18 protein-coding genes are annotated in these 19,175 nt (G+C 66.2%); 12 read left to right on the top strand and 6 right to left on the bottom strand.

The window, feature by feature from the left end:
* The first annotated feature begins 202 nt into the window (after window positions 1-202).
* Entirely contained in the window at window positions 203-961 is a 759-nt protein-coding gene (locus tag AC30QB_RS14255) for a TSUP family transporter (protein WP_489546903.1), read from the top strand.
* Here the strand turns inward: AC30QB_RS14255 and AC30QB_RS14250 are convergent.
* Genes AC30QB_RS14250 through AC30QB_RS14240 form a run of 3 tightly spaced genes read right to left on the bottom strand, consistent with a single transcriptional unit; the run spans window position 954 to window position 3,791 of the window.
* Complete coding sequence (locus tag AC30QB_RS14250; protein ID WP_489546892.1) at window positions 954-2,258, bottom strand: flavin-containing monooxygenase; 1,305 nt, start codon at window positions 2,256-2,258, stop codon at window positions 954-956. The two genes, AC30QB_RS14255 and AC30QB_RS14250, sit on opposite strands and share 8 nt — an antisense overlap.
* Complete coding sequence (locus AC30QB_RS14245) at window positions 2,251-3,174, bottom strand: NAD-dependent epimerase/dehydratase family protein (RefSeq protein WP_489546891.1); 924 nt, start codon at window positions 3,172-3,174, stop codon at window positions 2,251-2,253. Before AC30QB_RS14245 ends, AC30QB_RS14250 begins: the two co-directional genes overlap by 8 nt.
* Window positions 3,174-3,791 carry a TetR/AcrR family transcriptional regulator gene (locus AC30QB_RS14240; RefSeq protein ID WP_489546890.1) on the bottom strand — a complete coding sequence of 206 codons (618 nt, stop codon included), beginning with the start codon at window positions 3,789-3,791 and terminating at the stop codon, window positions 3,174-3,176. Before AC30QB_RS14240 ends, AC30QB_RS14245 begins: the two co-directional genes overlap by 1 nt.
* Window positions 3,792-3,966: 175 nt before the next feature.
* Here AC30QB_RS14240 and AC30QB_RS14235 point away from each other — a divergent pair, with 175 nt between their 5' ends.
* Window positions 3,967-4,782 carry an HDOD domain-containing protein gene (locus AC30QB_RS14235; protein WP_489546889.1) on the top strand — a complete coding sequence of 272 codons (816 nt, stop codon included), beginning with the start codon at window positions 3,967-3,969 and terminating at the stop codon, window positions 4,780-4,782.
* Window positions 4,783-4,838: 56 nt separating this feature from the next.
* Here the strand turns inward: AC30QB_RS14235 and AC30QB_RS14230 are convergent, their stop codons facing one another.
* Entirely contained in the window at window positions 4,839-5,936 is a 1,098-nt protein-coding gene (locus tag AC30QB_RS14230) for a LacI family DNA-binding transcriptional regulator (protein WP_489546888.1), read from the bottom strand.
* Window positions 5,937-5,986: 50 nt separating this feature from the next.
* Between AC30QB_RS14230 and AC30QB_RS14225 the strand changes: the two genes are divergently transcribed.
* The 7 genes from AC30QB_RS14225 (at window position 5,987) to AC30QB_RS14195 (ending at window position 14,399) form a co-directional block, all read left to right on the top strand.
* A complete protein-coding gene (locus tag AC30QB_RS14225) occupies window positions 5,987-7,045 on the top strand; it encodes a glycoside hydrolase family 5 protein (protein ID WP_489546887.1) in 1,059 nt (352 codons plus the stop codon).
* A 328-nt stretch (window positions 7,046-7,373) separates the two neighbouring features.
* Entirely contained in the window at window positions 7,374-8,624 is a 1,251-nt protein-coding gene (locus AC30QB_RS14220) for an extracellular solute-binding protein (protein WP_489546886.1), read from the top strand.
* Between the two features lie 136 nt (window positions 8,625-8,760).
* On the top strand, window positions 8,761-9,747 hold the full coding sequence (locus tag AC30QB_RS14215) for a carbohydrate ABC transporter permease (RefSeq protein ID WP_489546885.1): 987 nt from the start codon (window positions 8,761-8,763) through the stop codon (window positions 9,745-9,747).
* Entirely contained in the window at window positions 9,744-10,595 is an 852-nt protein-coding gene (locus tag AC30QB_RS14210) for a carbohydrate ABC transporter permease (protein WP_489546884.1), read from the top strand. The genes AC30QB_RS14215 and AC30QB_RS14210 overlap by 4 nt, the downstream gene beginning before the upstream one ends.
* 52 nt (window positions 10,596-10,647) lie before the next feature.
* On the top strand, window positions 10,648-11,952 hold the full coding sequence (locus AC30QB_RS14205; protein WP_489546883.1) for a GH1 family beta-glucosidase: 1,305 nt from the start codon (window positions 10,648-10,650) through the stop codon (window positions 11,950-11,952).
* A gap of 1 nt (window position 11,953) precedes the next feature.
* Window positions 11,954-13,045, top strand: a complete 1,092-nt coding sequence (locus tag AC30QB_RS14200) for an ABC transporter ATP-binding protein (protein ID WP_489546882.1) — start codon at window positions 11,954-11,956, stop codon at window positions 13,043-13,045.
* Between the two features lie 118 nt (window positions 13,046-13,163).
* A complete protein-coding gene (locus AC30QB_RS14195; RefSeq protein ID WP_489546881.1) occupies window positions 13,164-14,399 on the top strand; it encodes a carbohydrate porin in 1,236 nt (411 codons plus the stop codon).
* Between the two features lie 222 nt (window positions 14,400-14,621).
* On the opposite strand, the gene AC30QB_RS14190 is transcribed toward AC30QB_RS14195, so the two are convergent.
* Window positions 14,622-16,121: an ArnT family glycosyltransferase gene (locus tag AC30QB_RS14190; protein WP_489546880.1), complete on the bottom strand. Its 1,500-nt coding sequence runs from the start codon at window positions 16,119-16,121 to the stop codon at window positions 14,622-14,624.
* Window positions 16,122-16,293: 172 nt separating this feature from the next.
* Between AC30QB_RS14190 and AC30QB_RS14185 the strand changes: the two genes are divergently transcribed.
* A complete protein-coding gene (locus AC30QB_RS14185) occupies window positions 16,294-16,686 on the top strand; it encodes a hypothetical protein (RefSeq protein WP_489546879.1) in 393 nt (130 codons plus the stop codon).
* 11 nt (window positions 16,687-16,697) lie between these two features.
* On the opposite strand, the gene AC30QB_RS14180 is transcribed toward AC30QB_RS14185, so the two are convergent.
* Complete coding sequence (locus AC30QB_RS14180; protein WP_489546878.1) at window positions 16,698-18,404, bottom strand: SulP family inorganic anion transporter; 1,707 nt, start codon at window positions 18,402-18,404, stop codon at window positions 16,698-16,700.
* Between the two features lie 111 nt (window positions 18,405-18,515).
* Between AC30QB_RS14180 and AC30QB_RS14175 the strand changes: the two genes are divergently transcribed.
* Window positions 18,516-18,881, top strand: coding sequence for a hypothetical protein (locus tag AC30QB_RS14175; protein ID WP_489546877.1), 366 nt, complete (start codon window positions 18,516-18,518; stop codon window positions 18,879-18,881).
* 81 nt (window positions 18,882-18,962) lie between these two features.
* Window positions 18,963-19,175: glycosyltransferase (locus AC30QB_RS14170; RefSeq protein WP_489546876.1), on the top strand; the 213-nt coding region annotated here is incomplete at its 3' end.

The raw sequence follows: 19,175 nt of genomic DNA, 5'->3' as shown, positions 1-19,175 counted from the left end.
CCTCTTGTGTGCCAGGCACCGGCGGGGGTCTGAGGAGACATAAACAAGCAGCCACAGGCTTAACGCTTCACAGGTTGCATACAAAGGCCGGCACCCAAGAAGTGCACGTGCCGATGACAAAATCCGAGGGCGTCAGGGCAACCTGACGCCCTTTGTGTTTTCTGCGGCGCGCTTTTCTCTGGGCTTTCCTCGCGGGCTCCCCCTGGACCTCTTTACCGTCACCCTCGCCTCGCTGTTTGCCGGCTTCGTCGACGCCATCGTGGGTGGCGGCGGCCTCATCCTGGTGCCGGCGCTGTTCAGTGTGTTTCCTGCGGCCGCACCGGCCACGCTTTTCGGCACCAACAAGGGCGCCGCCGTCTGGGGCACCGCCTGGGCGACAGCGCAGTTCGCCAAAAAGGTCAGCATGCGCTGGCGGGCCCTGTTGCCGGCGGCATTTGCCGCGCTGGTGGGCAGCTTCGCCGGGGCCTGGCTCGTGACGTTGGTGAGCGCGGGTGGTTTGCGCCGTGCCCTGCCTTTGGTTTTGTTGGCCGTGCTCGCGTACACGCTGCTGCGCAAAGACCTGGGGCGCCACCACGCACCGCGCTTGCGCGGCCGCACCGAGGCGGTCGTGGCGAGCGCCATCGGCCTCGTGATTGGTTTCTACGACGGCTTCTTCGGCCCGGGCACCGGCAGCTTCTTCGTGTTCTTGTTCGTGCGCGTACTGGGCTATGACTTTCTCAACGCGAGCGCCAGCGCCAAGCTGCTCAACACCGCCACCAACGTGTCGGCGCTGATGCTGTTCGCCTTCACCGGCCATGTGTGGTGGCACATCGCGGCGGTGATGGCGGTGGCCAATGTGGTGGGCAGCCTGCTCGGCACCCGCCTCGCGCTGAAGCACGGGGCGGGCTTTGTGCGCGTGATCTTCATCTGCGTGGTCACGGCCCTCATCGCCAAGACCGGGTACGACGCGCTCGTCAGGTAGCGCGGCCGCGTGCCATGTCACCGCCCAGCTGGCGGGCGTAGTCGCGGAAGTCGACCTCCAGCGTGTAGCGCGCCGAGCCCAGGTAGCGCAGGGCCTGGTGTCGGTGGTGGCGCGCGATCTCGGCTTGCATGGTGGGCGCGTCGGGTAGCCGCGTGTCGCCAGCCAGCACCGAGGCCACCCAGCGCGCCTGGATCTCCACCAGCGGGATGGTCGGCCCTATGGGCTGCACCAGCCCCACGAAGTACAAGCCCGGCAGGCCCGGCGGCAACATGCGGCGGTAGAGCGACACCGCGCCGTCAGTCACCGCAAAGAGCTGCGGCGCGATGAACGGGAAGCTTGTGCGGTAGCCGGTGGCGTAGATGATGGCGTCGACGGGCGCCTGGCTGCCATCGTCAAACGCCACCTGCTTGCCTTGCAGCTCGCGCACATTGGGTTTGATCTTGATCCAGCCGTGACCCACACAGGGCAGCAGCTCTTGGCTCAGCGTGGCGTGCTCCTGCCAGATGGCGTGGGCGGGGCGCGGCACACCGAAGCGTGCCTGGTCGCCCACGGCCAGAAAGGCCAGCCGCTGGATCACCGAGCGCGCCAGCCGCGTGGGCAGGTGAAGCTTGCGCATGAGACACGACGACCAGCAGTCTATCGGCACGCCCATGATGTATTTGGGCATGACCCAGGCGCTGCGCCGCGTCGAGAGCAGCGTGCTCTTGGCCGACTTGCAAACGTCGACTGCGATGTCGACCGCAGAGTTGCCTATGCCCACCACCAGCACGTGCTTGTCTTTGAACGGATCGGCCGTGCGGTAGTGGTGCGAGTGCATGGCCAGGCCGTCGAACATGCCGGCGAAGTCGGGCAGGCGCGCGTCCCACAGGTGGCCGTTGGCCACCAGCACGGCGCGGTAGCGCTTGTGCTCACCGCTGGCCAGGCGCACGTTCCATGTGCCGTCGCCCACCGGGCTCACGTCTTCCACCTTGGTGTTGAAGCGGATGTGCTGCTTCACGCCCGCCCGCTCGGCATAGGCGTCCAGGTAGTCGAGCACCTCGTGATGCGAAAGGAAATCGGGGTAGCTCTCGGGTATCGGGAAGTCGGAGTAGCCGAGGTTGTGGCGGCTGGTGTCGATGTGCAGGCTGCGGTAGGCCGACGACAGGCCGTTGTCGTTTTCGTAGCGCCACATGCCGCCTATGCCGGAGCCGATCTCGAAGCACTCGAAGGCGACGCCCTTTTCCTTCAGCGCCTTGGCCAGCGTCACGCCTGAAGAGCCGGCGCCGACGATGCACACCGGCAGTGCGGCGTCAGGCATGGCGATCCATATAAGCAGTGACGATGTCGTCGATGTGGCGGTCACCGCGCAGGCCCAGGCTCAACGCCATCGCCGAGGTGAAAGCACGCGGCCAGCCGTCGACGATGGCCTGCATCTGCGCATCGGGCTGCCAGGTGATGCGGCCGGTGGCACCGCGCCGCTGCACGGCGGCCGCGATCTCGCCCGGCGTGACGGTGAGCGAGGGCAGGTTCATCGCCCGCGTGGGCCCGAAGCGGCTGGCCGGCAGCTCGTGCAGCGCGAGAAAGCTGTCCACCACGCACTGCACCGAGGTCACCGGCACACGCGTGTCGGCAGCCCAGGGGCAAACGGCATCACGGCCGTTGAGCGGCTCGCGGATCAGCGCCGCCAGCCGGTCCGACACGCTGCCGCTCGCGGGGCCCGGGTGGGTCAGCACCACCGGCAGGCGCAGCACTCGGCCGTCGAGGTAGCCGCGGCGGCTGTAGTCGTTGATCAGCAGCTCGGCCATCGCCTTGTGGGCGCCGTACGAGGTTTGCGGCGTTTGCGCCACGTGGTCGTCGACGGTGTCGGGCAGCGGTCCGCCGAAGGTGGAGATGGAGCTGGCGAAGACGAGCGACGCCGGCCGGGCCTGGGCGCGGCAGTGCTCCAGCAGTTGCATCAGCGCCTGCACGTTGACGGCCATGCCGCGTGCAAAGTCCATCTCGGCGTCGAGCGTGAGCGTGGCGGCGAGGTGAAACACCGCGTCGACCGGCCGCGCGAAAAGCCGCTGCAGGAAGGCCGCGTCGCAGATGTCGCCGCGCAACCCGCCCGTCACCGGGCGGTTGTCGGCCAGCAGCAGCTCGGTGATGGCCTGGCCCCGCAGGCTGCCGCGCTGCCGCAGCGTGGCAGCCAGATGCGAGCCGATGAAGCCCGCCGCGCCGAGCACCAGAACGCGCATCAGCCCGTGTAGCTGAAACTGCGGTAGGTGGAGATCAGGCGCAGGTAGGCCGAGGTGGCCCGGTCGTGGGCGGCTGGGTCGCGCACGAAGCGCGCGTCGTGCAGGAAGCCGACCATCAGGCCGTTGATCTCGAAGGTGAGCTGCAGCGGGTCGGTGTCGGGCCGCAGATGGCCTTCTTCGATGCACTGGACGATGCAGCGCTTGAGCTGCGCCCGCCAGTCCATCACCGATTCGAGCAACTGGTCGCGCAGGCCGCTCTGCACGTGATCGAGGTCGAAGGCGGCGGCGGTGTGCAGGCCGCCGGCCATGGCGTTCTCGCCGGTGCCACGACCGATCCACAGCCGCATGATGGCGTTGAGCCGCGGCAGGCCGCGCGGCGCGCTCAAGGCAGGCAGAAAGACGTTGGCGGAAAAGATGCGGCCGTACTCGACGATCACCTTGCTTTGCAGCGATTCGAGCGAGCCCACCCGGGCAAAGACGCCGCTTTTGCTGATGTCCATGCGCTTGGCCACCTCGCCTAGCGTGACGGCATGCAGGCCCTCCACGACGGCGAGTCGAAGGGCAGTTTCAAGGATGGCTTGTAGTGTCTGTTCGCTTTTGGCGAGCTTGATGGTCATGGGTTTAGACCTGTTTTCCCTGGAGTTCACCAGTATATGAAGGCATTTGCACGGGCGTGTTAGTGGTTTCCGAAGCGATTTGCAGACCCGGAGAGGGGTGGCTGTTCGCTTGATCGCCGGGCTCATCCGTGCGTAGCATGTTCTTTGAAGCCTTGACTACACCCGGACGCCCCCCATGCCTGTCGACCCCAAACTCCGCTCGTTGAACATCGACGTGCCCGCCCAACCCGAGGTGCTGGTGAAGCTCTCACTCTTGCTGGCAGAAGACGATGTGGACCTGCCCACGCTGGGGCGTCTCGTCGAATCAGACATGTCGCTCGCGGCCGCGGTGATGAAAGCGGTCAACTCCTCGCTCTACGGCCTCAAGGGGCGGGTGCAGAGCGTGCAGCAGGCGGTCATGTACCTCGGCACGCGCGAGGTGGCGGCGGTCACGTTTGAGTTTGGCCTGCGTGCTGTGTTTCCGGCCTCGCCTGAGCTCGATGCCGTGTGGCAGCGCGCCAGTGTGCGCGGCCTGCTGATGGGTCGCATTGGTCAGGTGCTGAGCGTCGACCCCTGGGGCGCGCACTCGGCCGGCTTGTTTGAAGAATGCGGCAAGGCGGTGCTGTTCAAGCATGCTCCTGAGGTCTACAAGCCCATGCTGCAGGCCGCTGCCAATGACACCGAGCTGGTCGAGCGTGAATACGAAGCCTTTGGCGTGAGCCACGACGCACTCGGCGCCTCGCTGTGCGAAAGCTGGGGCCTGGGCCCTGCCGCCGTGGCCAGCGTGCGCCACCACGTGCGGGTGAACGCCCTGCGTCAGCTGCCGGCCCAAGCGCCGCGCCGCTCGATCTGTGCACTCTCGGCCATGGCCAATGCATTGATGAACGACCCGGATTCGCTGGACGAAGTGGCGCAGGCGGTTGCGCCGCAGGCCATGCTCGACCAGACACTCGTTTTGCGTGGTGCGCGCAAGGTGCAGCAGCAAATCGAAGACGCCGCAGTGAGGGGTTAGCCGCCTCACCGGCGAAAACCGTTCAGCCTGAGCGGCTTTTGCCTCTCGGGTACCGGCTACAAACGCCGCGTCGTTTCTCGCACGATCAGCTCCAGCGGCGGCAGCTCTACCTCGGGCACGGCGTGCCCCAGCATGTTCAAGAGCGCATGCGCGGCAAACAGCCCCATCTCGTAGATCGGCTGGCGCACCGTCGTGATCGGTGGCGTGAGGTAGGCCGCGGCAGGCAGGTCGTCCACCCCCACCAGAGACAAGTCATCGGGCACGCGTATGCCGCGGCGGTACATCGCCACCCGGGCGCCGAAAGCCGTCTGGTCGTTGGCGGCGAACACCGCGGTAAAGGTGTGGCCGCTGTCGAGCAAACGGTTCATGGCCAGCAGACCGCCGCTTTCCAGGAAGTCACCTTGCACCTGCAGATCGGGCGACATGCTCAGGCCCGCCTCTTCGTGGGCACGCCGGTAGCCGGCCAGGCGCTCGGCGGCGTCGACATGGTCCAGCGGGCCGACGATGTGTGCAATGCGCTTGTGGCCCAGGCTGATCAGGTGTCGTGTGGCGAGGTAGCCGCCTTGCTCCTGGTCGAGGGCGCGCGCGCGCACGTTGGGTGCCTCAAGTTTGCGGCCGGTCACCACGATGGGCTGGTGGCGTGCGAACTCGATGATCTGCGCGTCGTCGAGGTGGCCGGTCAGGATCACCAGGCCGTCAATACGCCGCGCCAGCAGCAGGCGTATGCGCTCGGCTTCTTCCTTTGCATTCCAGTGGCCGCTCACGATGATGGGCGCGTAACCGCTGCTGGTCAGCCCCTCTTCAATGCCCCTCATGGCGCGGTTGAAAAACGGGCTTTCGATGTCTTGCGTGAGGATGCCCACCGTCATGGTGGTGCCGGTCTTCAGGCTGCGGGCAAAGAGGTTGGGTTTGAAATCGAGCTTGCGGATGGCGCTTTCAACCGCCGTGCGCTTGTCGGCGGCCACCTTCGCTGTGCCGTTGAGGATGCGCGACACCGTGCTGGGCGAGACCCCGGCTTCGCGGGCCACGTCCAGCAAGGTCACCGTTTCAGGCAAGGGGTTGGCGGTGCTGGAGGGGTCGTCGAAAGAGGTCACGGGCGAGGTCGAGAAACGTTTCAACAGGCTGGCCACGATTTTGGCAGGCGGCGCGATCATGATAACGTTTTCAGAACTTTTCGGCGCAAGCCTTGGCCTCGGGAGACCTCATGTACACGCTTTCAGCCGCGTTTTGGTCGACGATTTGCGCGACCTTTTGCGCCGCGCTCTTGGGGGTCGCCACCCCGGCCCAGGCCTGCAGCTTCGAGCAGCCGCCACAGGCCCGCGCCGACAGCTGCAACCGCCTGCTCGAGCGCAGCATCAACTTCGGCAACATGCTCGACCACGCCCGCGAAGGCATGGCCGGCCCGGCCTTGCGCGACGAGTTCGTGACTCTCACGGCGCAGGCCGGCTTCACCGCCATACGCCTGCCCATACGCTGGGATGCGCGCGCCGCTTACCAGCCGCCCTATGCAGTAGACCCCGAGTTCTTTGAGCGTGTGGACGGGGTGGTGAAGCTTGCGCAGTCCAAGGGCCTGGCCGTCATCCTCGACATGCACCACTACGCCGGCATGATGACCGAGCCCGAGGTTGAGCTGCCGCGCTTTCTGGGGGTGTGGAAGCAGGTGGCCGAGCACTACCGCGACGCCCCCGCCAGCGTGATTTTCGAGGTGCTCAACGAGCCCAACCGCGCCCTCACCCAGCCAATATGGAACCGCACGTTGGCCGCCGTGCTCCCGGTGATTCGAGCCAGCAACCCGCAGCGTACGCTGATCGTGGGTGGCTCCGAGTGGAACAGCCGTGCCTCGCTGGCCACCCTCGCGTTGCCGAAAGACGACCGCAACCTCATCGTCACTTTTCACTACTACGAGCCGATGGAAGTGACGCACCAGGGCGCCGAGTGGGTGAGCGGGGCGGGCGGCTGGATGGGCACCACCTGGCGCGCCACGCCGGCTGAAATGCGGCGCCTCACCGACGCCTTCGACGGCGTGGCCGACTGGGCGCGGCGCGAGCAGCGCCCGGTTTTCCTGGGCGAGTTCGGCGCCTATTCCAAGGCCGAAGAGGCCAGCCGCCTGGCCTGGACGAAAGCGGTGCGCGAGCAGGCCGAAGCGCGCGGCTTCAGCTGGGCCTATTGGGAGCTCGCGTCAGGCTTCGGCGTGCTTGAGCCGCGCTCGCTCGAATGGCGGGCGCCCTTGCTGCGCACCCTGCTGCCGGCCGCCCCGAAATAGCCAGCGAACCGCCGCTGAAACCAGGCTGAACGGCACCGGCCCCGTGCTTTCCCTAGGTTCGTTGCGTTTTCGGGTTTCCAGCGTTGACACCCGTTTCGGCCAGCGATGAAATACCCGCCATCCTGAAATCGATTTCAGGAGAAATCAAGTTACAGCGAGTTCCGCCCTGAGGTGTCGGGCGCTCCGAGAGCCGAATGGCCCCCGAAGCGCTAATTTCAAAGGCAGCGGGCTCGAAAGTGCATGTGATGTCGTTACATGTGCGCTTGTTTGTGAAAACGATGTCAAAACTGGCATCGACCTATATGCCTAAAAGGCGAGGAGACAAGACATGAAGAATCTGATCAAGCCGTTGATGCTGGCCGTGGCTGCGCTGGTCGCTGCCGGCGCGCAGGCGCAGACCACCACCACCCTCACCGTGGCCTCGTTCCCCGACTTCGACCGTGCGGTGAAGGCGGCCATCCCGCTGTACAAGAAGCTGCACCCCGAGATCGAGATCAAGTTGGCGAGCCTCGCCTATGCTGATCACCACACGGCGATGACCACGGCCCTGGCCACCGGCGCCAACCTGCCTGACGTGATGGCGGTCGACAACGGCTTCATCGGCAAGTTCGCCGAATCGGGCGGCCTTGAAGACTTGGGGCGCGCCCCGTACAACGCGCTGCAGTACCGCGCCAAGCTGGCCAAGTTCACCATTCCGCAGGGCATGAGCGGCACGGGTGCGCTGGCTGGCATGCCGGCAGACATCGGCCCGGGCGCCATGTTCTATCGCAAGGACCTGACCGACAAGGCCGGCGTCACCGAGGCCGATCTCACCAAGAGCTGGGAGTCTTACATCGAGGCCGGCAAGAAGGTGAAGGCCGCCACTGGCGCCTACATGCTGGGCAACGCCGTCGACATCAAAGACATCTACATCCGCACCGGCCTCAAAGACGGCGAAGGCATCTACTTCGACAAGAAGGGTGCGCCGCTGGTCACCTCGACCCGTTTCGTGAAGGCTTTCGAGCTGGCCAAGGCGGCGCGCACCGCCGGCATCGACGGCAAGATCGCCGCCTGGTCCAACGAGTGGAGCGAAGGCTTCAAGCGCGACAAGATTGCCTCGCAAATGATGGGCGCCTGGCTGGCCGGCCACCTCAACAACTGGCTCGCCAAGGAGTCGGCCGGCAAGTGGCGCTCGGCCCAGCTGCCCAACGGTGCGTTTGGCTACTGGGGCGGCTCGTTCTACGCCATCCCGAAGAAGGCCGAGCACAAGGCCGCGGCCTGGGAGTTCATCAAGTTCATGAGCCTGAACAAGGAGATGCAGCTCGAAGCCTTCCGCAAGCTCGACGGCTTCCCGGCCCTCATCGAAGCGCAGAACGACCCCTTCCTCGACGAACCCATTGAGTACCTGGGCGGCCAGAAGGCCCGCCAGCTGTGGAAGGTGGCGGCCGACAAGATCCAGGCGATTGCCGTCGACAAGTACGACCCGGTTGCCAACGACGTGGTGAATGCCGAGCTCGACAAGGTGCTTGAGCAAGACAAAGACATCAAGACCGCCCTGGCTGACGCGCAGGCGGCTCTGAAGAAGCGCGTGCGCCGCTGAGCGTTGAACGTTCCGTTCGGGCTGAGCCGGTCGAAATCAGCGTGCGCCGCGGTGCGGGCACTTCGACCAGCTCGGTGCGAACGGAATTCCCGCAGCCCACCCCGCCCCGCCAAGCACACCTGCAGCCATGCCGGCCATGTCAGAACCCCTGATCCCTGAAGCGCTTGCCAGCGCGGCGGCCGCGCCGCCGCGCCGCAAGAAGCGCCTGGCGTTCCGCGACGTGGCGCCGTATGTCTTCATCAGCCCGTTCTTCGTGTTGTTCTGCGTGTTCGGGCTGTTCCCGCTGCTGTTCTCGATCTACCTCTCGTTCCACCGATGGGAGCCCGCCGCGGGTTTGGCGGCCATGAACTGGGTGGGCCTTGAGAACTACATCTACGTCATCACCAACGACGACTGGTTCCACAAGTCGCTCTACAACACCTTGTGGCTGGCCATCGTCTCGGGGGTGCCGCAGCACATGGTGGCCCTGCCGCTCGCCTACTTCCTGCATGTGGCGTTCAAGCGCTGGCGCAACGCCGTGGTGGGCGTCTACTTCCTGCCCTTCATCACCTCCAGCGTGGCCATCTCGCTGGTGTTCTCCACCCTCTTCTCGCGTGACTACGGCGTGGTGAACGCCGCCATCGCCTCGCTCGCTCACGTGCCGGGTTTGGCTTGGTTGCTGCCGACGCAAAACGTCGATTGGGGCCAGCCGTACTACACGAAGTGGATGATCTCTTTCGTGGTGTTCTGGCGCTATGTGGGCTGGAACACGGTGCTGTACCTCTCGGCCATACAGACCATCCCGAAAGACCTGTTCGAGGCCGCGATCATGGATGGCGCAAAGCCGCGCCAGCAGTTTCGCTACGTCGTGCTGCCGCTCTTGAAGCCGATGATCTTCTTTGCCGTCACGCTCACCATCATCGGCAACTTGCAGCTGTTCGAAGAGCCTTTCATCCTGACCGGGGGCACGGGCGGCATCGATCAGGCCGGCAAGACGGCAGCCATGCACATGTACGCCACCGCCTTCATCGACGGTGACTTCGGCACCGCGTCGAGCATCGCCTGGCTGCTGTTCATGCTGATTGCAGGCGTCACCTGGCTCAACAACCTGCTGCTCGGCCAGCGCGAAGGGGCCGCCAAATGAGCGCCGCCAGCTTGAGCTCGCACCGGCTGCAGCCCGCCCAGCTGGGCGCCTACGCCATCGTGCTGAGCGGCGCGCTGATCATGCTGGCGCCCTTCTATTTCATGTTCGTGTTCGCCACGCATGCCGACCGAGAAATCTTGTCGCTGCCACCGCCCCTGTGGTTCGGCTCGGCCTTCCTCGACAACGTGCAGCTGCTGCTCGTGCGCCTGCCGTACTTCTGGCAAAACATGAGCTGGAGCTTGTATGTGGCGCTGGCCGTCACCGCCGCCAACCTGCTGTTTTGCTCGCTGGCGGGCTACGCCTTCGCGATGTTCGAGTTCAAGTACAAAAAGCAGCTCTTCCTGTTCGTGATGGCGACCATGCTGCTGCCCAGCTTCGTGGGCATGATCCCCACCGCGCTCACCATGAGCTGGCTCGGCTGGATGAACCAGCCCAAGGCGCTCATCGTGCCGGCAGCCTGCGGCGCACTCGGCATCTTCATGATGCGGCAGTACATCGCCTCGGCCATTCCGCGCGACCTGATCGACGCTGCGCGCATCGACGGCTGCAGCGAGTTCGGCATCTACTTTCGCATCGTGCTGCCGCTCATCGGGCCGGCCCTGGGCACGCTGGGCCTGGTCACCTTCATCGGCTCGTGGAACAACTTCATGGGCCCGCTCATCGTGATGCGCGACATGGAGATGTACACCGTGCCGCTCGCGCTGCGCGCGTTGCAAGGCACGGGGCAAACACCTTGGGGCGCCATCTGCGCCGGCTCGTCCATCGCCGTGGTGCCGCTGCTCGTGATCTTCGCGTTGGCCTCGCGCCGGCTCATTGAAGGCCTGACCGCCGGTGCGGTCAAGGCCTGAACGCCGCTCACCCGAATTTCGTCTTCATCTTTTGCACACAAGGACTCGACGCGTGACCCAGTTGAAATTTCCTCCCGGCTTTGTGTGGGGCGTCGCCACCAGTGCCTACCAGATCGAAGGCGCGGCCAACGAAGATGGCCGTGGCAAGTCCATTTGGGACACCTTCTCGCACACCCCAGGCACCACTTTCCAGGGCCACACCGGCGATGTCGCCTGCGACCACTACCACCGCTACCCGCAAGACATCGAGTTGATCGCCAGCCTGGGGGTCGATGCTTACCGCTTCTCCATCGCCTGGCCGCGCGTGCAGCCGGCGGGCAAGGGCGCGTGGAACGAGAAAGGCCTGGCCTTCTACGACAAGCTGGTCGACGGCCTGCTGGCGAAAGGCATTGCCCCGCATGCCACGCTCTACCACTGGGACTTGCCGCAAGCTTTGCAAGACGAGGGTGGCTGGGGCGCGCGCGACACCGCCGACCGCTTTGCCGACTACGCCGACGTGATGGGGCAGCGCCTGGGCGACCGACTGGCGAGCTTGAGCACGCACAACGAGCCCTGGTGCACCGCGCACCTGGGCCACCGCGTCGGCCAGTTCGCACCCGGTGCGCGCGACCCACAGCTTGCCATTCAGGTCGCACATCATCTGCTGCTGTCGCACGGCAAGGCTCTGCTCGCGTTGCGCGCCAGTGGCGTGAAAACGCCGCTCGGAATTGTGCTCAACCAGTCGTCGGTGTCGGCTGCCACCAAGAGCGCCGCCGACGCCGCCTTGGCCGAGCGTGAATACGCGCTCTTCGTGCGCTGGTTCATGGACCCCATCTTCCTCAAGCGCTACCCCAAGGCGCCTGGCGTGACGATCTACCCGACGGTGCGCGATGGCGACTTCGACCTGATCGCCCAGCCGCTCGATTTCCTCGGCATCAACTACTACACCCGCATCTGGGCCAGCGCAGAAGAGCCACCGCACCCCGCGCCCGCCCTGCAGGGCGTGAGCGACATGGGCTGGGAGAACTACCCGCAGGGCTTCACCGAGCTGCTGCTGCAGGTGAACCGCGACTACAAGCTCCCCCCGGTCTACATCACCGAGAACGGCATGGCCCATGCCGACGCGCTGGTCGACGGCCGCGTGGCCGACGCGCCGCGCATCGAGTACATGCGCACCCATCTGGCCGCGATTCGCGCCGCGATGGAAGGCGGCGTCGACGTGCGCGGCTTCTTCTACTGGAGCCTGCTCGACAACTACGAGTGGAACTCGGGCTACGACAAGCGCTTCGGCCTGGTTCATGTCGATTACGCCACGCAGGTGCGAACCCCAAAAGACAGCGCGGCTTGGTACCGCAATTTCATCGAGGGAAACCGCTGACATGGCCGCCTTGACCCTGCGCAACATCCGCAAGCGCTACGACAACGATGTCGAAGTTCTGCGCGGCATTGACCTCGACATCGCCGACGGCGAGTTCGCCGTTTTCGTGGGCCCTTCGGGATGCGGCAAGTCGACGCTCCTGCGCATGATCGCGGGGCTGGAAGACATCACCGAGGGTGACATTCGCATTGGCGGCGACCTCATCAACGACGTGCCGCCCGCCCAGCGCGGCGTGGCCATGGTGTTCCAGAGCTATGCGCTCTACCCGCACATGACGGTGGCCCAGAACATGGGCTTTGCGTTGAAGCTCGCTGGCCAGCCCAAGCGCGATGTGCAGCAGGCTGTCGGCCGCGCGGCCGAGATCTTGCAGATCACCCATCTGCTGGAGCGCAAGCCGCGCGCGCTGTCGGGTGGGCAGCGCCAGCGCGTGGCCATAGGCCGCGCCATCGTGCGCAAGCCGCGCGTCTTCTTGTTCGATGAGCCGCTGTCCAACCTCGATGCGTCGTTGCGGGTGCAGTTGCGCATAGAGCTGTCGAAGCTGCACAAGGAAATCGGCAACACCATGGTCTACGTGACCCACGACCAGGTGGAGGCCATGACGCTCGGCGACCGCATCGCGGTGTTCAACGCCGGCCGCGTGGAGCAGATGGGGCCACCGCTTGCGCTCTACGAGCAGCCAGCCAACCAGTTCGTGGCCGGCTTCCTCGGCTCGCCGCGCATGAACTTCATACGCTGCACGGCCGAAGCCAGCCCCGGCCATGCCGTGCTGCTGCGTGTCGACCAGGCCGGCACGCTGAGCCTGCCCGGCGACCTGCCCAAGCTCGAATCGAAGGCGCTGGTGCTGGGCATACGCCCCGAGCACCTGGCGCTCACGCGCACCGAAGACGGCCTGGCCGCGCGCGTCGACCTGCTTGAGCATCTGGGCGACTCGATCATCGTGCACGCCACCCTGCGCGGCACCGACAACACCGTCTCACTGCGCCTGCCCGCCGACCACCTCGGCCTGAGCGCGGGGCAAGACATCGGCATCGCGCCGCTCGCCGCGCGCGCGCTGCTCTTCAACGAAAGCGGCCATGCGCTCGCTTTGCACTGATGGACTCACAGAACACGTGCGCCGGCTCATGCCTGCGCCTCCCCGTTTTGGCCGGCCTTGCCGACCAAAAGCCGCCAATTTGGCGAACCCCCCAACCAACAGGAGACTAGGAGACCCCATGAAAAAGAAGCCTCTGATCATTGCCTTGACGCTCGCCGGCGCAGCCGGTTCCGCTCTGGCAGCACCCCCGATTGAATTTTCCGGCTACATGCGCGCTGGCGTGGGCATCAACACCCGCGGCGGCAACCAGGTCTGCTTCGGCCTGGCCGGCGCCGACACCAAGTACCGCCTCGGCAACGAGTGCGACTACGTGGTTGAGCCCACGTTCGACGCCAAGCTGGCCGAGTACGAAGGCTCGGACTGGCATGTGCGTGTGATGCCTAGCGTTTACAAGGGTTGGGAGTCGGGCCAGGGCGGCAGTGCCGGCAACGGCCCCGACACCCTGACCACGCGCTTCGGCCAGATCTACGCCTACGGCAGCAACATCTCGCAATTGGCCAATGGCCGCGTTTGGGCGGGCCGCCGCTTCTACAACCGTCTGCAGACGGGCATCAACGACCAGTTCCTTGAAAACAATGACGGCAACGGCGCCGGCCTTGAAGACATGGACCTGGGCGTGGGCAAGCTCAGCGTGGCCTTCATGATGGACCCGAACTACGGCATCCGCGATCCGCTGGCCCCGGAAGGCACGGCGGTCACCAACAACCGGTTCTCGCTGCCCATCCGCATGACCGGCATCAAGGACGTGCCGAACGGTGAGCTGGCGATCTACGTGACCCCGTCCAAGCAACTCAAGAGCGATGACCAGTCGACAGGCGCGCCGATCGCACCGGCCTCGCAGCCGAGTGGCCTGGCGGTCGGCATCTACCAGACCTTGAACGGCACCATCCTCGGCGGCAACACCTTGTTCGGTGTGAAGCACGACAAGATGGGCGAGTCGAAGAACACCCGCGGCGTGTTCCAGCAAAGCGCCAACTTTGGTGCCACGGCAGTCGACTTCATCACCGAGTACCGCGTGGCCAAGCGCGCAGCCTCGGGTGGCAACAAGTGGTTCACCGTCGGTGCGCGTGCCGACACCTGGATCGGCGGGCCATTCCGCTTCCTGGTGGAAGCCGGCCACGATCAGGTCAAGCCTGAGAACGGCGGCGACAAGCTCAACATGACCAAGCTGACCGCGGCAGTTGCAGCCTCGGCTGGCAAGGAAGCGGGTTCACGCCCGACGGTGCGTCTGTTCTTGACGCATGCCGCGTGGAACGAGGCTGCACGCCTCAACCTGGGTGGCAACACCAAGGCCGTGTTTGGCGACAAGACAGCAGGCACGTCGATTGGCGTCCAGGCAGAAGCCTGGTGGTGATCGGCCCGGGCTGCTGAGGCGGAGAGGTTTTGCTGCGGTTGGGGGATCGTGTCACACCAGACCCCCGAAGCAGCCCGAGTCGCGGTGACCGGCGCCACGTGTGCCGGTTACCACGGAGTCACCACCGCTTTACCGACATACGGCGGTGGCGGCTAAGAGGAAGAGCGTTGGCCCGGCCCGCAAGGTCGGGCCTTTTTTCGTCTGTCGTTTTCGCCCGCAGTTTCAGCGGCAACCCTGGGGCGCGACGACCGTCCAGTACACGTCGTACAGCGACAGGTCTTGGCTCGGCAGCTTGAACTCCTGCTGGTGCAACAGCGCTGGCCCGGGCAACACCGCGGGTGGTTGGCTGTATACATAAACCGCGCCCGCACGTTTCAGGTCGGCCAGGTCGACCCAGGGCGAGTACGCCGGCACACCGCCCTCGAACACCACCGGGTTCTGGCCCGAGTACACAGACACCATGCCGGCTTCGTAGGTCGGCCCCACCACGTATGCCAAGGGGCAGGGCGTGACGCGCTTCCATTCGCGCATCACCACATCGGCCAGCGTCTGCGCCGGGTAGAACTGGTCGGGCCGGCCGCGATGCGCCAGCGTGCGCGGGTCCCACACCGAGCGCGAGTAGGTGCCCATGGCCAGCGCGTGGGTCACGAGTGCCAGCAGCACCAGCCGTGGCAGCGCGGGTGGGCCCAGGCGGCGCAGCCGCAGGGCGAGCCACAGGCTCACGAACTGAACCGCCTGAAAACCCCAGTGGTCTTGCAGGTTGACGCCTTGCGCCAGGCACAGTGCGGCCAGCACCGTCAGTGGCCACACCAGCAAGCCCAGCAGCCAGGCCTTGCGCTCGGGGTCGCTCACACCCCCGTCGTCGTCGGCAATCTGTGGTGCGGTGCCGCGCAACCACAGCGCCACTGCCGCCATGCACAGCAGCACCCACAGCAGCATGCGCACCTGCAAGGCGGTGAACGACAGCAGCTTGCGCACGCGCCCGCCTGCGGTGAGCTGGTGCAGCGTGCTGGTGCCGTACTTGAGCGTCACGAAGTCATGCTGGGCCATCCACACCACATGAGGCGCAAACACCAGCAGTGAGATGGCCACCGCCAGCACAAGGCCCCACAGGTTGGCGCGCGTGCGCAGATGGCCGGCGCGCCACAGCGCGAGGATCACGCCCACCAGCGGTATCGCCGACTGGTACTTGGACAGCAGCGCCAGGCCACTCGCCAAGCCCAGCAAGATCCACCAGTGCCAGGCTCGCGCTTCAGGCGCCCGGCGCTGCACCGCTTGCGTCGCGCACCACGCGGCGGCGGCAATGCAGCACATCATCACCGAGTTGTGGTTGAGCAGCTGCGCCTTCCAGCTGAAGGCCCAGTGCAGGCCCCACAGCACGGTGGCGAGCGATGCCAGGCGCGCGCCGAGCAGCGCGCGCGCCAGCAGGTAGGTGAACACGGCCGTGCCGGTCACCATCAGCGCCGCCACCAGGTAGGCCGCATACGGTGTCGGGCCGAAAAGCTTGATCGCGATGGACAGCAGCCAGGTGGGGAAAGGCGGGTGCTTGTGGTAGCCCCACTCCATGCTGTGCGCCCAGGTGAACTGCTCGAAGTGGTCGCCCTGCTGGCCCGGGTTGATGAGGGCGGGCATCAACACCCAGCACCACGCCATGGCGAGGGCAAACCACAGGGTGGGGTCGCGCAAGGGCTGACGCGCAGGGGCAGGCAAGACAGGCGTCATGGAGAGAAGCGGCGCGGGTGGTGAAGGCGGTGCGAGCGGTCGGCCAGTGTATCGACGGAGGGAGCGCCAGCTGCGGGTGCAAGTTGCCGCAAGCGATGGAATATGGGGTAATCCGGGGCTGCGTACAGGCCCACACGCCGATGATGAAAGCCTTGAAGGGAAAGGACCACACATGAGCCGCGACATGTGGCGTTTCGCGAGCGAGGTCGGGGCCGCCTTTCTTGCCGAAGCGCGCCGGGTTTTCAGCGGTGAGAGCGACATCGAGATGCTCACCCAGGAAAATACGCGTCTGGTCTGGCGCAGTTGTGGGCGCGACACCGTGGCCGACCTGCGCCTGCGCGCTGTGACCAACCGCGGTCGCGTGCTGGCCCGCTTCGATGCCATACGCGCCATCGCCATCCAGCGAGAGCAGCGTGGCGATTCGCAGGAGACCTGGCATGTTTACCTGAGCCTTGGTGAGCGCAAGCGCATAAAGGTGGCCAGCTCCACCGACGCGACCGATGCGTCCATCCTTGGTGCCCGCCTGAGCACCCTCACCGGAGCCGAGGTGCGGGCCTTTCGATAGCGCCCAGGCGCTCAGGGCGCCATGCCCTGCTCGTCGTGCACGCCGTGGTGGTGGCTGAGAAAGAGCCGCCCTTGAAACCAGCTCGACCAGCCGGCAGCGCGCAGCGCGTCGAGCACCGGGCCTTTCACCTCCGACAGGTCGAGCCGTATGCCTCGGTCCAGCAGCACGGCTTGCAGCGCGCGCAGAGCCTCCAGGCCACTCAGGTCGATGCGGTTGACTGGCGTCATCTGCAACAGCACGCGTCGCGTGTCGGGGTAGGCGTCGAGCTGGCGCGCCACCACGCCCAGCAGCAGACGCGCGTTGATGAACAGCAGGCTCTCATCGATGCGCAGGCTCAATACGCCCGGCGTGAGCTCGGTGGCGTAGCGCGTCACGTTGCGGTAGTGCTCGGTGCCGGCCACGCGCCCAATGAGCGCAGCATGCGGCTGCGCCACGTGCTTGAGCATCAGCGCGATCGACACCAGCACGCCCACGCCCAGCGCCCACTGCGTGCTCTGCAGCACCGTGAGCGCAGCCACCGCAAACATCAGCAGCGCCTCGCCGCGCGAATAGCGCCAGGCGCGAGCAAAGGCGCTCCATTCCACGAGCGACAGCACCGGCAGCACGATGCTCGCTGCCAGCACGGCACGCGGCAGCCAGGCCAGGGGCTCGGCCAGCAGCAGCACCGCCAGCGTCATGAAGAGCGCGGCCCACACGCCGGCCATGCGCGTGCGCGCGCCGGCCTCGGCATTGACCGCGCTGCGCGAAAAGCTGCCCCCCACCGGCATGCCGCCCCCCACCCCGGCGGCCAGGTTGGCCGCGGCCAGTGCGGCCAGCTCCCGCCGCCCGTCCACATGCTCGCCGCGCTGCAAGGCCAGGCTTTCGGCGACGGCGAAGCTGCTGACGAACGTGACCAGTGCGATCAGCGATGCGCCGGGCAGCAGCAGCGCCCACAGCGCGGCGTCGAAAGGCGGCAGCGCGAGAGGCAGGCTCAAGGCGGGCAGTGCACCGACCAACGCCACGCCGTGCGACGCAGCCGAGAAGCCCCAGGCCATCAGCCCGGCGGCGCAAAACACCCCCAAGGGCGACGCCCGCCCGACCAGCACCGCATGCTCGCGTGACAAGTAGCGGCTCGCCAAGCGCAGCAAGCCGCGCCGCGCGAGCACCAGCAAGGCCAGCGCGCCGATGCCGAAGGCGGCCGTCGCTGCGTGAGCCCCGAGGCCGTGCTGCCACCACGCCGCCACGATCGCGCGTGCGTTCGTGCTTGGCGCCGGGCTGCCCAGCAAGGCCGGCAGCTGCGACACCGCAATGGCCACGGCGGCGCCGGTTGAAAAGCCCTGCAGCACCGGCGCGCTCAGCAGCGAGGCCAGCACATCGAGCTTGAACACCGCGGCCGCGGCCAGCAGCAGCCCCACTTCGGCAGACAGCACCAGCGCTGCCGCCGAGGGGCTCACGCCACCAGGCCCGATTGCAGGCGCCATGGCCTGCGCCGTCATCAGGGCGAGCACGGCGGCGGGGCCGACCGAGGTCACGCTGCTGGAGCTCAGCGCGGCATACGCAAGCATTGCCACCAGGCTGGCGTACAGGCCCACTTCGGGTGGCAAGCCCGCCAGCAGCGCATAGGCCAGGCCTTGCGGAATCAGCAGCACAGCCACCACCACCGCCGCGACCAGGTCGTCGCGCAAAGCGGCGTGTCGGTACTGTTGAATACGCGTGGCGAGCAAGCGGGTGGCGAGCATGCAGACGGCTGAAGTCAGGTGCTGCGATTGTGTCGGAGCGGCGCTTCGCATGGCTTGACGCCGCACATGCTGCGCCGCACCATGGCGACTTCAACTGCACGGGAGGCCCGCATGTCCTGGCTCAACTTCAACCCCGAGGTGCACTGGCCCTTCAGCGGCGCGGTCACGCAAGACATACACCCGAGCCTGCTGGCCAAGGCCGGCGACGACGAAACCGAAGTGCGCGTGCTGCGCGAGGTGGCCTCGTACGGGAAGCAGATCGGCGTGATCAGCGACCTGCTGCTCGCACTGGTGGCGAGCGTGCAGCCCAAGAAGCTGGGCGCAGACGGTGAGCACGCGCTCGAGCAGCTGTGCCAGATGGTGGGCGACATCCAGCGCATCAAGGAAGAGCTGCACCCCTTGCCCGACACGCCCGATGCGGCGCGCGCGCTGATCGTGGCACTGAAAGAACGATTTCCCGAGCTGAAGTCGACGTAAAGTGCCGCCTGTTCTGGTGCCACGTCTGCCTTCATGCAAGCTGCTGCTTCCCGCCCCGCACGACCCTCCATCAGCTGTGTCATGCCGGCCTTCAACGAGGCCGAGAACCTGCCGACCTTGCTGGCCCGGCTGCTGCCGCAGCTCGAATCGTTGAGCGACCGTTTCGAAGTCGTCATCGTCGACGATGGCAGCTCTGACGACACCGCCGCCGCAGTCGCACCCTGGGTGGCGAAAGGCGGTGTCGTCAGAGCTGCCATCGTCGACGATGACGACTTCGAAACGGTCGCTCAACGA

The organism is Rhizobacter sp. (genome assembly GCF_046595475.1).
In the GTDB taxonomy this organism is placed as follows: domain Bacteria; phylum Pseudomonadota; class Gammaproteobacteria; order Burkholderiales; family Burkholderiaceae_C; genus Rhizobacter.
This window is presented reverse-complemented; position numbering and strand designations above follow the sequence as displayed.